This window comes from Kribbella sp. NBC_00889, from assembly GCF_045207705.1.
Classification (GTDB): Bacteria; Actinomycetota; Actinomycetes; order Propionibacteriales; family Kribbellaceae; genus Kribbella.
In genome coordinates, this window is the sequence record NZ_CP108783.1 from 7,641,269 (window position 1) to 7,655,086 (window position 13,818).

A 13,818-nucleotide genomic window follows, 5' to 3' on the forward strand; every position below is an offset into this window, starting at 1 on the left:
ACCATACGGAATGATGCCGTGACGGTGCGTCTTTCCCACGGGGGTCCACGCGTGGCGGTCGCTACGGTGGGCAAGTCGAGTGAGTGTTTCCGGACGGGTTGGAAGGCTGAGTCATGACATCGCAGGCACGTCTCGTCGGCGGCCGGTACGAAGAGGGCGAACCGCTTGGCCGCGGCGGCATGGCCGATGTGCGCAGGGGCGTCGACAACCGGCTCGGCCGGGCGGTCGCGATCAAGCGGCTCCGGGTCGACCTGGCGAGTGACGCGACCTTCCAGGCCAGGTTCCGGCGCGAAGCGCAGTCGGCGGCCTCGCTGAACCACCCGACCATCGTGTCGGTGTACGACACCGGTGAGGAGCCCGACCCGAACGGCTCCGGCGTCACGATCCCGTACATCGTGATGGAGCTGGTGACCGGCAAGACGCTGCGCGACCTGATTCGCGAGGGCCGCAAGATCATGCCGGAGCGAGCGCTGGAGATCACCTCCGGCGTCCTCGAGGCACTGGACTACAGCCACCGGGCCGGCATCGTGCACCGCGACATCAAGCCCGGGAACGTGATGCTGACCCCGCAGGGCCAGGTCAAGGTGATGGACTTCGGCATCGCCCGGGCGGTCGCGGACACCTCGTCCACGATGACCCAGACCGCGGCCGTCATCGGCACCGCGCAGTACCTGTCGCCGGAGCAGGCGCGCGGCGAGACCGTGGACGCCCGGTCCGACCTGTACTCGACCGGCTGCCTGCTGTACGAACTGCTCACCGGCCGGCCGCCGTTCGTCGGTGAGTCGCCGGTGTCGGTGGCCTACCAGCACGTCCGGGAACAGCCGCTGCCGCCTTCGTCGTTCGATCCGGACATCCCGCCGGAGGTCGACGCCGTCGTACTGAAGGCGCTGGCGAAGAGCCGCGAGGAGCGGTACCAGAGCGCATCGGAGATGCGGCAGGACATCCACCGGGTGCTGGCCGGACAGCAGGTGACCGCGCCGATGGCGTCGGTCGCCGAGACCCGCGCGATCCCGGCGACCGTGGCCTCGACCGCGGCGACGCAGGCGTACCGGCAGGGTCCGGCCGACGACCTGCTGCCGCCCGGCGGCGACCCGGACGACCTCGAGGACTCCCGGTCGCGGCGCAACCGCGGTCTCGCCTACTTCCTGCTCGGCCTGGCCATCGTCGCGATCGCGGTCGGTGCCTACGCGCTGTTCACCAACCTCGGCAAGGACAACGGCGGTACTGCGAACACTCCGCCGGCGAAGGTCCAGGTGCCGGACGTGAGTGGCATGACGGCGACGCAGGCGACCGCGGCGCTGACCGAGAAGGGTCTGAAGTTCGCGCAGGGGCCGAACCAGACGAGTGACACGGTCGGCCGCGGCTTCGCGCTCAGCCAGACGCCGGAGCCGGCCACCCAGGCCGACCCGGGCTCGACCGTCACCGTGGTCTTCTCGTCCGGCCGGGCTGCGTTCCCGGTACCGGATGTGATCGGCAAGTCCGAGTCGCAGGCCCGCAAGGCGCTGGAGGGCTCGCCCGGGAACTTCAAGGTCAAGGAAGACACGGTCAAGCAGGACAGCGGCGAGAAGGCCGGCACCGTTCTCGCGGTCAGCCCGGATCCGAACGGCACGTACCCGTCCGGCGCCGAGTTCACCCTGACCGTGTCCAGCGGCAAGGAGTTGGTCGAGGTCCCGAACGTCGTCAGCGTGCCGCAGGACGACGCGACCAAGCAGCTGAAGGATCTCGGCTTCCAGGTCGGCTACAAGAACGGCACCGACCCGAACTACGGTCCGGACGCGGTGATCGCGCAGAGCGAGAAGGCCGGCACCAAGATCGCGAAGGGCTCGACGATCACGCTGACCGTCAACACGGAGCCCGAACCGCCGAGCAACCCGCCGAGCAGCACCCCGTCCACTCCGGAGAGCCCGGGCACGCCGGGGATCACGATCGGCGGCTGACCGCCGTACAACGCACCGCGGCCCCCGCCTCGGCGGGGGCCTTTCGCGTTGGAATCAGCTGACCACGGGCGCCAGACCGGCGGAGCGCGCGACAGCGTCCGGGTCGCCGCAGATCGCGAGCCAGTTGGCCAGCATCCGGTGGCCGCCCTCGGTGAGCACGGACTCCGGGTGGAACTGGACGCCTTCGACCGGGAGGTCACGGTGCCGGGCCGCCATGATCACACCGGCGTCGGTCCGGGCCGTCACCTGCAGCTCGTCCGGCACGGTGTCCTCGGCGATCGCGAGCGAGTGGTAACGGGTCGCGGTGAACGGCGACGGCAGTCCGGCGAGCACACCGGCGCCGTCGTGGAACACCTGGCTCGTCTTCCCGTGCAGCAACTCGTCCGCGCGTCCGACCACGCCGCCGTACGCGACTCCGATGGCCTGCAGGCCGAGGCAGACGCCGAAGATCGGCACCTCGCCACCCTTCTCCCGCACGATGTCCACGCAGGCGCCGGCTTCCTCCGGCGTACCCGGGCCGGGCGAGAGCAGGACTCCGTCGTACTCGATGACCTGGTCAGGGGTGACCTCGTCGTTGCGCAGCACAGTGGTCTCGGCCTGCAACTGCTGGAGGTACTGCACCAGGTTGTAGACGAAGGAGTCGTAGTTGTCGACGACAAGGATCCGCGGCATGCGGACCATTGTGGCAGCTAGCGGCCGCTGGCCGTCGGGCTGACCGACGGGGTGTGCTCGAACCCGGGCACGGTCGCGCTCTGCAGGTCGAGCGTGCCCTCGTACGCCGGCATCGCGACCGATGACTCGTTCTTCACCTCGTAGCCGAGCTGGAACTTCACCACGTAGTCCTGCAGGTTCTCGATGTACTGCGAGTCGTCGAGCGCCTGCTGCAGCTTCCGCCGATCGCCGATCGCCGTGATCTTGTACGGCGGCAGGTAGGGCACACCGTGCAGTACGACGGAGTTCCCGACGCACTTGATCCCGGTGGTGGAGATGACCCGGTGGTTCTGGATCGAGAGCGCGTCGGCACCACCGGCCCAGAGCGCGTTCACCACCGCCTGGATGTCCTGCTGGTGGATCACCAACCAGTCCGCGTCGACGTCCGGGTTCTCCTTGACCACCTCGGACGGCGCGTCCTTCAGCGTCACCGTCAGACCTGGGCCGGTCACCGGCGTGGTCCCGACGTCCTCGGACAGGTCCTGGAGCTTCTTGGCCAGCGCCGGATCGATCGAACCCTGCTGCTCCTGCAGCTTCTCGATGTCCTGGGTCAGCGCCGCGTGCTGGCGGACCAGGCTCGCGCTGCGCCGGCTCTGTTCCTCCACGAGCCCGGCGAGCGTAGTGTTGCGAGAAGGACGCAGGTCGGTGCCTCGGGCGTTGGTGGCGCTGGTCGCGAACAGCAGACCGGCGCACAGCAGCGCCAGGGGTGCCCCCACGCGCCACAGCGAAATCCGCTTGAACCTACGCACCTGTGATCTCCATGTTGCTGTCTGCACTACGCTAACCCCGGACCGGACCCGACAGGTCCGGGCCTCCTGGCCTCAGAGGTCAGCTTATGCGTCCTTACAAGGAGTTCAGCCGTGCCCGAGTCGAGCAGTCGCAACAAGAAGAAGACCGAGAAGGTCAAGGTCGAGAAGACGCCGAAGAAACCGCGCACCACCAGCCGCGTGTGGGTCGCGCCGGTGATGCTCGCCTGCTGGCTGCTCGGGCTCGCCTGGCTGGTCGTCTTCTATGTGGCCGGCCAGAGCATTCCGCTGATGGACGACCTGGGCAACTGGAACCTGCTGATCGGCATGGGCCTGATCGCGGTCGGCTTCGTTGTCTCCACCCAGTGGGTCTGACGCACTGATCCCACCGGGTGAACCGGACCTGTCCGGAATCACAGCAGTGGAGTTATCCACATCCATATCCCCAGTTGTGCACACCGTTTTGGCGACGTTGTCCCCAGCTCACCTTCGACTTCTCCACCGAATCCGGCCGAAACTCGGCAAAATCTGTGGATAAGTCAGGTTTGAGTGGATGAGTTTCCACACCGTTCACGTCGGCAGCGGGCGGTTGTCCACCACCTTCTTCATCACGATCGTCGAGGTCAGCCGCTGTACTCCGGGCAGCCGGGCCAGCCGCTCGTCGCGCAGCCGCTGGAACGCGCCGATATCGGCCGTCGCCACCCGGACGAAGTAGTCCGGCTCCCCGAACAGCCGCTCGGCATGCACCACCTCGGGGATCTCGGCCAGCCCGGACTCGAATCCGGCCACCGACTCCTCCCGGTCCATCGTGACCGCGAGCAGCACCTCGAACCCGCGCCCGACCGCGCCCGGATCGATGACAGCCCGGTATCCACTGATCACGCCGGAGCGCTCCAGCTCCCGCAGCCGCCGGTGACAGGGCGCCGCACTCAGCCCGATCCGTTGGGCGAGGTCGGTGACGGTCAGCCGGCCGTCCGCCTGAAGCACCGCAAGGATCTTGCGATCGATCGCGTCCATGGCACAGATCCTAACCGCTGTCCCGCGATGTGAGCATGAATTCGCACGATATCGTCGCCGATTCAGCACTAATCTTGCGCCATGCTGGACTTCCTGCCCATCCTCGCCGCCTGCTTCGGGATTCCGCAGTACCTGCCGCAGCTCCTCAAGCTCCGCGGCACGGGTGACACTGCCGGCGTCTCCTGGTCCTGGGCGACGCTGACGAGTGCGAACAACGCGGCCTGGTTCGCGTACTTCATGGCCTCGGGCTACTGGACCGCGAGCCTGCCGTCCACAGGGGCAGCCATCCTGGCCGGCACCCTCTCGGTGATGCTGGTACGACGTGGCGCGGTGAACCGCCGCGCGATCGTGTGGATCTGCGGCTGGGTGGGACTGCTCGTGCTCGCGGCAGCCGTCGGTGGACGGATCGGCCTGGGCACCTTGCTCGCCGCCGCCTCGATCGTCCAGGTCACGCCGTCAGTGTGGACGGCGTACCGGACCGCACGGCCGACCGGCATCTCCCAAGGCACGTGGGCCCTGGTGTTCGGCGAACTGTCCTGCTGGTTCGTCTTCGGCCTGTGGAAAACGGACCCGCGCCTGATCACCCTGGGCGCCACCGGCATCCTCGCCAGCCTCCTCATGCTGGCCCGCATCCGCCACGCCACCCGCCTCACCTCCGCACCCATCGACCGAATCAAGTCACCGGCGTAGCTTCGAAGTGCGACCTGGGGCGAGACAGGGGAGGTCGCACGATGTTCGTTCAGGTCATTCAGGGGCAGATCACCGATGCCGAGCAGGCGCACACCGCGTTCGACCGGTGGATGGAAGAGCTGGCGCCCGAGGCGACCGGCTGGCTGGGGAGCACCGCCGGGGTCACCGCGGACGGGCGGTTCATCGTGCTGGCCCGGTTCGACTCCGCCGATGCGGCGCGGCGGAACAGCGAGTCGCCCGCGCAGGACAAGTGGTGGCACGAGTTCTCGACGCTGCTCACCGGCAGCGCCATCTTCCACGAGTCCGAGGATGTGACGGTCGACCAGTCCGGCGATCCGAATGCGGCAGGTTTCGTCCAGGTGATCCAGGGACGGGCATCGAACCCCGAGCGAGCCCGGGCGCTGATGGCCGAGCATCCGGAGGAATGGGCTGCCTTCCGGCCGGACATCATCGGCAGTCTGCTCGCGATCTACGACGACGGTGCCTTCACGACCGCGCTGTACTTCACCTCCGAGGCGGAGGCCCGGGAGGGCGAGCGGAAGGAGCCGCCGGCCAGCCTGAAGGCGACGATGGACGAACTGAACTCGCTCGACGCGGAGCAGCCGGTGTTCTTCGATCTCGACCAGCCCTGGCTGTTCTCACCCCGCTGAGCCGGCCGGCTCCACCTCTACGTAGAGATATATGTAGACACGGTCCACCCTCGTACGTATAGTTCTACGTAGGAGGAGTGAGAAGCATGCCGAACAAGACGATCTACGTGTCGGACGACGACCTGCCGCTGTACAAGAAGGCGCAGGAGCTCGCCGGGAACCTGTCCTCGGCGATCTCGATCGCGCTGCGCAAGTACGTCGAACTGGAGGAAGGCCGGCTCGAGGGGTACGACGAGATCACCGTGCGGGTCGGCCGGGGGACCGGCCGCAAGCAGCGGTTCTCCGGCGTACTGCTCGCCGAGGGCGGCCGATCCAGCAAGCACGGCTACGAGGCCTTCAAGGTGTACCGGAGCCGGACCGGCAAGTACGTGCTGCACGCCGACCGCAGCAACCTCTTCACCGTGGGCGCCGACGACGAGCAGTACCTGAGCGGCTGGCGCTCCTGGATCGGCAACTGGAGTACCGACCAGTCCTGGAGCGTGGCCCAGGGCGAGGCCACCCTCGATGTCGTCGACACCATCGAGGAGCTCCGCGAGCTGATCCCCGAGGACCTCTACGAACTGGTCGAGGAAGCCTCGAACCACCCGACGGTGGAGGACCTCGACATCTAGTCCTCATCCCTCTGCGCTGATCCGGCGCCTTCGACGAAGGCCGGCCGGCTGGATCAGTACGCCCTGAACCTCCTCCCACAGACCCTTTCAGCCACTGGGTCAGGTTCACCCTGCCCACTTCACCCGAGGAAGACCCATGTCATCAGCCATCGACGTCCGCGGACTGCGCAAGTCCTACGGCGACAAGCTCGTGCTGGACGGCATCGACCTGAACGTTGCCGAAGGCACCATCTTTGCCCTGCTCGGCCCGAACGGCGCCGGCAAGACCACCGCGGTGCAGATCCTGTCCACCCTCGTCACGGCCGACGCCGGCGAGATCCGGGTCGCCGGGTTCGATCTGCACCACAAGCCCGAGGACGTCCGGTCCGCGATCGGTGTCACCGGCCAGTTCTCCGCGGTCGACGGCCTGCTCACCGGCCGCGAGAACCTGATCATGATGGCCGACCTGCACCACCTCGGCCGTCGCGAGGGCCGCCTCCGGGCGGACGAACTACTGGAGCGGTTCGACCTCGTCGAAGCCGGCTCGAAGATGGCCTCGACGTACTCGGGCGGTATGAAGCGCCGGCTCGACCTGGCGATGACGCTGGTCGGGGATCCACGGATCATCTTCCTGGACGAGCCGACCACCGGCCTGGACCCGCGCAGCCGGCACAGCATGTGGCAGCTGATCCGCGAGCTGGTCGCCGGAGGCGTCACCGTCCTGCTCACCACGCAGTACCTGGACGAGGCGGATGAGCTCGCCGACCGGATCGCCGTACTCGATCATGGGCGGCTGGTCGCGCAGGGAACCGCCGAGCAGCTGAAGCGGCTGGTACCGGGCGGGCATGTCCGGCTCCGGTTCACCGCGCCCGACGTGTTCGCCCTTGCGGCCCAGGTCCTGCCGGAGGCGGCGCGAGACGAGGAGGCACTGGTCCTGCAGGTGCCGAACGACGGCAGCGTGCACTCGCTGCGCGCCCTGCTGGCCAGGATCGACGACGCCTCACTCGAGCTCGACGAACTGACCGTCCACACCCCCGACCTGGACGACGTGTTCTTCGCCGTCACCGGTCAGCCCACTGTTGAGACTTCGCACGAGAAGGTGACGACGAAATGAGTTACGCACTGCAGGACACCGCCACCATGCTGCGCCGCAACCTACGGCACGCCCAGCGCTACCCCGGCTTGTCCCTCGGCGCCCTCGCGATGCCGGTGATCATGATCCTGCTGTTCGGCCTCGTCTTCGGCGACACGTTCTCAGCAGGTCTCGGCGGCAGCGGCGGCTTCGACTACATCGACTTCCTCACCCCGGGCATTCTGCTGATGTCGATCGCGTCCGGGACGATGTCTCCCGCGGTGGCCGTCTGCATGGACATGACCGAGGGCATCGTCGCGCGGTTCCGGACGATGGCGATCTTCCGGCCCGCCGTACTGACCGGACATGTGCTGGGCAACGTACTCGTGACGATCGTCAGCCTGGCGTTGGTGGTCGGCTTCGCCGTCCTGATCGGGTTCCGTCCGAACGCGTCGCCGGGTGACTGGCTGCTGGCAGCCGGCCTGCTGATCGCGCTGACCGTCGCGCTGACCTGGTTCGCGATCGCACTGGGCCTGACCAGCAAGACACCGGAGGCGGCGAGCAACGTCGTCCTGCCGATCTCCCTGCTGCTGCCGTTCCTCAGCAATACCTTCATCCCGCTGGAGTCGATGCCGAGCGGAATCCGCTGGTTCGCCGAGTACCAGCCGTTCACCCCGACCATCAACACCCTGCGGCACCTGCTGCTGGGTACGCCGATGGACAGCGGCGACGGCTGGCTCGCGCTGGCCTGGTGCGCCGCCATCGCCGTGGTCGGCTACTTCTGGGCCCAGAAGAACTACAACAAGGGGACGGTGGCCTAGGACGGTGCGCCGAGCAGGTTCGCCTTCGTGCGGACGTGAGCGGGCACGAGCAGGTCGCAGTCAGGGTTGTTCTCCGGTTCGCCGGCAATGACGTGGAGCGGGATCACGCCAGTCCAATAGGGCAGGTCGAGGTCCTGCTCCTCGTCGTTGGCAGGCCCGGAGCGGGTCTTCACCGATGCTTCGGTCAGTGAGAGCGCGAGGACCGAGGTCTTCGCGAGTTCCTTGCGGTTCGGCGGGCGGACCGCGGTGGAGCGGCCGGGGACGAGGTGGTCGACAATGCGGTTGAGGGCGTGCAGCTTCTCCTCCGGATCGGTCACCAGCCTCGGTACGCCGAAGATGACCGCCGACCGGTAGTTGACCGAGTGGTGGAACGCGGAGCGGGCAAGCACCAGGCCGTCCGCGTGCGTGATGGTCACGCAGATTGTCTGTTGCGGCGCCGCGACCACACTGCGGGCGGCGACCGACCCATGCAGGTACAGCGTCCCGTCGGGTCCCTCGTCCAGATCCACGCCGTACGCCGTCGGCAGCACCAGCGGTGCACCGTCGACGACGACACCGAGGTGGCAGAACATGCCGTCGAGGAGTACGTCGTACAGCGCCTGCCGGTCGGTAGCAGCGCGCTCCTTGGAGCGGCGGAGGGCGGTCCGGTCGGTCGGCTGCAGCGGCGTGGTGGTCATGTCACCAGAGTCCCGTCCGGAGTGGCATGCTGGCACGGTCCATTCCCGCGCGAATCAGGTAGTCCATTCGTGGAAAGCTCCCTGCCGCTGACCATCGATCGCCGGACCGGTCTGCCGCTGCACCTGCAGCTGGCCGAGCAGTTCCGGGCCGCGATCCTGGACGGCCGGCTCCGGTCCGGCCACCGGCTCCCGTCCACCCGCGATCTCGCCCGCGACCTGTCCGTGTCCCGGTCGGTGACTCAGGCGGCGTACGACCAACTCCACGCTGAGGGGTGGATCGAGGGTCGTACGGGTGCCGGGACGTACGTGACGGACGTCGTACCGCTGCAGCCCACCGTACGGCACCGGGCCGCATCCCAGCCGGATCCGGCGGCCGAGCTGCTCAGCCTGCGCCCCGGCATCCCGTACATCGCACCGACGCCGGACCCCGGCTGGCGACGTGCCTGGCGGGAGGTGTCGACGCAGTCGCCGCCACATGGGTACGACGAAGCTGCCGGGCTACCGGAGCTCCGCGCTGCGCTGGCTGACCACGTCGGCCGCGTCCGTGGGATCGCCTGCGGGCCGGAGAACATCCTGATCACCAACGGCACCGTGCACGGCCTTCGGTTGCTGCTCACGGTGACCCGGCGGCCTGGCGACCGGATCGCGATCGAGGACCCCGGCTACCTGAACGCGGTCGTCGCGGCCCGGGACCACCACCTCGACATCGTCGACGTACCGGTGGACGCCGACGGACTGCAGGTCTCCGCACTGACTGAGGTCCCGGCCGTCTACGTGACCCCGTCGCACCAGTACCCACTCGGCGGACGGCTGCCCGTTGCCCGACGCAACGAGCTGGTCCGGTGGGCACGCCGGAACGACGCGATGCTGATCGAGGACGACTACGACAGCGAGTTCCGGTACGACGTCGCGCCACTGCCCGCGCTCGCCCAGCTGGACCTGGATCGGGTGGTCCATCTCGGCACGCTCTCCAAGACGATCAGTCCGGCGCTCCGGCTCGGCTGGCTGGTCGCGTCCGACACGATGGTCGATCGCCTGGCCCGCTTCCGCGCCGAGTCCGGCGACTGGCCCGGCTGGCCGATGCAGGCTGCCCTCCTCGCCATGCTCCGCGACGGCTACCTCGACCAGACCGTCCGCAAAGGCCGCCGCCTGTACGCCGATCGCCGCCTCCACACCTGCACCACCCTTTCGCCCTACGGCCAAATCATCGGCCAGGAGGCGGGCCTCCACATCACCCTGCTCCTCCCCGACTCCCTCAACGACCACCAAATCACCGCCGAAGCCCGCCAAGTCGGCGTAGTAGTAGCCCCGTTGTCGGAGTACCGCCGCTCCACCCCCGGCCCACCCGGCCTAGTCATCGGCTACGCCACCCCCAGCACCCCCGACCTCCACCGAGCCCTCGACATCCTGGTGCGGGTTCTCGATGGAGCCGGCGTCAGTCCCCGTTGAGTTGGTCCCACTCACGGCCCAGCGGAAGTTGACGGGGTCGGAGAAGGTGGCGTTGACCTTGCCGAGGCCCTTGATGACCGTGGCGGTGCCGTTGGCGTGGCCAACGGCGTACAGGTAGCCGGCCTTGGCGTCCTTGTCGATGCCGAGGAGCAGTGTGCCGTTCTGGCCGCACCTGGTCGCGATCAGCTTCTCGAAGCCCTGCCAGGTACCGGCGCGGACCTGCTTTGCCGGCACGCATGATGCTGCGTCGGGACATGATCCCTCCCCCTTCCTCCCACTCTCATTGAGCTCTTGGAGGGGGGAACGGAAGGTCCTACGGTGTTAGCGGATTTTCGCGGAGGGGTGGCTGTACTACGGGGACGTCGTCGGGCCAGGTGAGTTCGGAGAGCCACATGGTGCGGCCTTTGGGGTCGGTGCCGACCTGGGTTGGGTTCCAGGCGTGGTAGACGAACCAGTCGCGGTTGTCCTTGTGGATCACCATGTTGTGACCGGGGCCGGCGGCGTCGGGAGAGGACGACAGGATCGGGTCGCCGGACTTCGTGCAGGGGCCGATGGGGGATGAGCAGCGGGCGTGGCCGACGGCGTAGGCCGCCTTGTCGAAAGCGTTGGCCGAGTAGAAGAGATGGAAGACGCCGGATCGTCCGACCATGTACGGCGCTTCGACCAACGCACCCTCCCACGGGAGGTCCTGCTTGATCAGCCGATGTACCGGACCGGTCAAACTCAGACCGTCGGCCGACAGCTCCGACACGTAGATCCACGTGTCGACACCGATCGCGTTGCCATCGTTCTTCCAGTACAGCCATCGCCTCCCGGTCGAGTCCTGGAACGGCGACGCGTCGATCGAACCACCCTCGTCTGCCTGACAGATCAACGGCTCAGACGATTTGTCGACATATGGACCTGTCGGCACGGACGCGACCGCGACCCCGATGCACTGACGACCGGACGCAGTCCCGCGAGTCGTGTAGTACATGACGTACCGATCGGGCCGGTGCACCGAAACCTCCGGCGCCCAGACCCGACCCGGCGACGACCAATCCGGCAACGACGGCAGAGCAGAGCCGACCTGCTCCCACGCCACCAGGTCGGCAGACTTCAACGTCTGCACGTTCCCCAACGGCCCGTTGGTCGCGAAGGCGTAGAAGCCGTTGCCCACCGCAATGATGGCTGGGTCGGCGAAGTTGCCGTCGTAGACCGGATTGGTGAATCCCACGTGTCTCCTTACTTGCTCTCGTAGAACCGCAGATAGTCGAACGTCGCCACCGGCGCCGGGTTCGCACCGGTGAACTCACCATGCGCATACAGCCCGAGCTTCGGCGTCTGCCCCGCGGGCAGTACCCACGAGGCGCCCCATGTCCAGCTCTGCCCATCGACGGACGTCCCAGCGCGGTAGACGTTCTCACCTGCAGCATTCTTGCTGTACGCGATCCGCAGCCACAGCGTCGACGCCGACCGCCCGATCGCCGCCGCACCGTACGTCGTCGCACCGTCCGACGGCCGCGCCACCAGCTCGCGCCCGTACTCCGTCTGCCGTGTCTTCCAGATCGAGACGGAGCCCAGCCGCGCGAAGTCGTTGTCGTTCAGATAGACGATCATCCCGGCCTGCTGATAGTTGCGTACGTCGTTCGCACCGAGATCGAGCTGCAGTTTGGTCTCGGCGATCCAACTGTCCCCGGCCGGCGTCTGGTGGAACAGCAATCCGGCGTTGTTCCCACTGCCGACCATGTCCGCGTTCTCCAACGGCCACGACAGCTTGCCATCAGCAACAACCGCGTTGGCGTCCTCACGCAGCCACGACCAGTCGTCACCCAGGTTCGCGGAGAAGTCGTCTCCGGACAACAGCTTCCCGGTCCGCGGTACGTCGGCCATCCGTCGTACCGGCTCCGCCACCGGACGGACGGTCAGGTTGTCCACCTCGGCCGACCCGAGCCACCGCACCGGCGCAGCCCGAAGCATCAGCCCGGGTACGGCGAGTTGTGCCTCGGCGTACACGTCACCCAGACCGGCGTCGTTCACCCGAGCGGTGACTGTCGTACCGGAGACCTGCACGCTCAGCTTGTTCCACTGCGACCGGTCGAAGTCGGCCGGCAGTGCGGCCGACGCGGTCCGGTGACCCGCCACAACGGTCACCTTGCCACCCGACACAGTGGCGACGACCTCGTTGCCGAGCACGGTGGTGAACGAGTTCCCCAGCCGTACGTCGGCCTCCACGCGGAGCGAACCACCCGGCGCGGACTGGCGCGTCTGCGCGGCACCGGAGATGGACGCCGTCGGTCCGCCCAAAGCGTCACCGGGCTGCCGACTGGCACCGAGCACACCACCAGCCGGATCGGTCGAGTCGATCCCGAGTCCGGACCCGGTCGTCGGCGCGGGCACCGGGCCCTCGGACGGCCCGAGCCCGGCGCGGGTCCGCGGCCAGCCGTCGATCCAGTCGATCCGGTCGATCAGCATCGGCCGCCGGTTGACCCCGAGCGGGTTGGTCAGCCACGGCGTACCGCGGTCGATCGCGTGGTAGACGATGTGGTCCTGGCCGGCCGCGTCGGTGATGAACGCGTGGTGGCCGGGTCCGATCCACCGGTTCCCGTTCTGCGTGATGACCGTCGTACCGCCGACGTGTGAGTCGGTCAGTGCGACACCGTCCTTGTCGAGGAAGGGGCCGCGCGGTGAGCGGGACCGGCCCGCGAAGACCGAGTAGCCCGTGGTCGGGCCGGCGCAACAGTTCATCGACGAGCCCATGAAGTAGTACCAGCCGTCGCGGTAGACGACGTACGAACCCTCGTAGCGGTCGCCGATGGTCACCTGGGTCGGCGCACCGACCGAGTGCAGGCCGTCCGGCGACAGTTCGGTGACGGAGATGCCGCCGTTGAAACCGCCGTAGTACAGGTACCGCTTGCCGTCGGCGGCGGTCAGCAGAGCGGGGTCGATCGTGCCGAGGAAGCCGCCGTTGCCGTCCGGTCTCGGCGCGACGACCGGTCCTTCGGTAGCGGTCCACGGTCCGGCCGGGGTCGGGGCGGTGGCCACGCCGATCGCGGGATCGCCGCCGGCGTTGGCCGTGGTGTCGGTGACGGTGAAGTACATGACGTACCGGCCGCCGAAGTAGCGGATGTCCGGCGCCCAGAAGAACGATCCGGGCGCGGCCCAGGCCGGCTTGGTCGCGTCCGTGAAGACGGTGCCTAGGTACTCCCAGGAACCGAAGTCCTTGGTGCGGGCCATGTGCATCAGACCGAACGGGCCGCCTCCGACCAGCGGGTCAGAGGTGGCATAGGCGTACCAGTAGCCGTCCCGGCCCTGGATGATCGACGGATCGGCGAACGTGTCGGCGAAGCTGGACGTGATCGGGTTGGTCGTCTTCACCGCGGGGTCGGGTGCGGCCGTGGCGGCCGTCGTACCGGCGGCCAGGGCAGCCACAGCGCAGACTGCGGCGAGGAATCTTCTCGGAGGCACGGGCGGGTTCC

At 68.0% G+C, this 13,818-nt stretch carries 15 protein-coding genes; 8 read left to right on the forward strand and 7 right to left on the reverse strand.

Annotated features, from left to right (window positions below; all coding sequences use genetic code 11):
- Positions 1 to 113 precede the first annotated feature (113 nt).
- Positions 114 to 1,937, forward strand: a complete 1,824-nt coding sequence (pknB, locus tag OG817_RS37455) for a Stk1 family PASTA domain-containing Ser/Thr kinase (protein ID WP_406049678.1) — start codon at positions 114 to 116, stop codon at positions 1,935 to 1,937.
- A gap of 54 nt (positions 1,938 to 1,991) precedes the next feature.
- On the opposite strand, the gene OG817_RS37460 is transcribed toward pknB, so the two are convergent.
- On the reverse strand, positions 1,992 to 2,609 hold the full coding sequence (locus OG817_RS37460; RefSeq protein ID WP_406049680.1) for an aminodeoxychorismate/anthranilate synthase component II: 618 nt from the start codon (positions 2,607 to 2,609) through the stop codon (positions 1,992 to 1,994).
- A gap of 17 nt (positions 2,610 to 2,626) precedes the next feature.
- Entirely contained in the window at positions 2,627 to 3,397 is a 771-nt protein-coding gene (locus OG817_RS37465) for a DUF881 domain-containing protein (protein WP_406049682.1), read from the reverse strand.
- A 111-nt stretch (positions 3,398 to 3,508) separates the two neighbouring features.
- On the opposite strand from OG817_RS37465, the gene OG817_RS37470 reads away from it, so the two are divergent.
- Positions 3,509 to 3,769 (forward strand): cell division protein CrgA, encoded by a 261-nt coding sequence (locus tag OG817_RS37470; protein WP_360437914.1) that lies wholly within the window; start codon positions 3,509 to 3,511, stop codon positions 3,767 to 3,769.
- A gap of 195 nt (positions 3,770 to 3,964) precedes the next feature.
- On the opposite strand, the gene OG817_RS37475 is transcribed toward OG817_RS37470, so the two are convergent.
- Positions 3,965 to 4,411, reverse strand: coding sequence for an Lrp/AsnC family transcriptional regulator (locus OG817_RS37475; protein WP_406049683.1), 447 nt, complete (start codon positions 4,409 to 4,411; stop codon positions 3,965 to 3,967).
- 81 nt (positions 4,412 to 4,492) lie between these two features.
- Here OG817_RS37475 and OG817_RS37480 point away from each other — a divergent pair, with 81 nt between their 5' ends.
- The 5 genes from OG817_RS37480 (at position 4,493) to OG817_RS37500 (ending at position 8,234) form a co-directional block, all read left to right on the forward strand.
- On the forward strand, positions 4,493 to 5,101 hold the full coding sequence (locus OG817_RS37480; RefSeq protein ID WP_406049685.1) for a hypothetical protein: 609 nt from the start codon (positions 4,493 to 4,495) through the stop codon (positions 5,099 to 5,101).
- Between the two features lie 41 nt (positions 5,102 to 5,142).
- Positions 5,143 to 5,751, forward strand: coding sequence for a hypothetical protein (locus OG817_RS37485; RefSeq protein ID WP_406049686.1), 609 nt, complete (start codon positions 5,143 to 5,145; stop codon positions 5,749 to 5,751).
- A gap of 86 nt (positions 5,752 to 5,837) precedes the next feature.
- Positions 5,838 to 6,362 (forward strand): EXLDI protein, encoded by a 525-nt coding sequence (locus tag OG817_RS37490; protein ID WP_360437924.1) that lies wholly within the window; start codon positions 5,838 to 5,840, stop codon positions 6,360 to 6,362.
- A gap of 136 nt (positions 6,363 to 6,498) precedes the next feature.
- Positions 6,499 to 7,455, forward strand: a complete 957-nt coding sequence (locus OG817_RS37495; RefSeq protein WP_406049688.1) for an ATP-binding cassette domain-containing protein — start codon at positions 6,499 to 6,501, stop codon at positions 7,453 to 7,455.
- On the forward strand, positions 7,452 to 8,234 hold the full coding sequence (locus OG817_RS37500; RefSeq protein WP_360437929.1) for an ABC transporter permease: 783 nt from the start codon (positions 7,452 to 7,454) through the stop codon (positions 8,232 to 8,234). Before OG817_RS37495 ends, OG817_RS37500 begins: the two co-directional genes overlap by 4 nt.
- Here the strand turns inward: OG817_RS37500 and OG817_RS37505 are convergent.
- Complete coding sequence (locus tag OG817_RS37505) at positions 8,231 to 8,911, reverse strand: pyridoxamine 5'-phosphate oxidase family protein (protein ID WP_406049689.1); 681 nt, start codon at positions 8,909 to 8,911, stop codon at positions 8,231 to 8,233. The genes OG817_RS37500 and OG817_RS37505 overlap by 4 nt on opposite strands.
- A gap of 69 nt (positions 8,912 to 8,980) precedes the next feature.
- Between OG817_RS37505 and OG817_RS37510 the strand changes: the two genes are divergently transcribed.
- Positions 8,981 to 10,360, forward strand: coding sequence for a PLP-dependent aminotransferase family protein (locus OG817_RS37510; protein WP_406049690.1), 1,380 nt, complete (start codon positions 8,981 to 8,983; stop codon positions 10,358 to 10,360).
- Here OG817_RS37510 and OG817_RS37515 read toward each other — a convergent pair.
- The 3 genes from OG817_RS37515 to OG817_RS37525 form a co-directional block, all read right to left on the reverse strand.
- Positions 10,262 to 10,594, reverse strand: a complete 333-nt coding sequence (locus tag OG817_RS37515) for a hypothetical protein (protein ID WP_406049691.1) — start codon at positions 10,592 to 10,594, stop codon at positions 10,262 to 10,264. The two genes, OG817_RS37510 and OG817_RS37515, sit on opposite strands and share 99 nt — an antisense overlap.
- A 79-nt stretch (positions 10,595 to 10,673) precedes the next feature.
- A complete protein-coding gene (locus tag OG817_RS37520) occupies positions 10,674 to 11,576 on the reverse strand; it encodes a glycoside hydrolase family 43 protein (RefSeq protein WP_406049692.1) in 903 nt (300 codons plus the stop codon).
- Positions 11,577 to 11,584: 8 nt separating this feature from the next.
- Positions 11,585 to 13,807 carry a family 43 glycosylhydrolase gene (locus OG817_RS37525; RefSeq protein WP_406049693.1) on the reverse strand — a complete coding sequence of 741 codons (2,223 nt, stop codon included), beginning with the start codon at positions 13,805 to 13,807 and terminating at the stop codon, positions 11,585 to 11,587.
- Positions 13,808 to 13,818 lie beyond the last annotated feature (11 nt).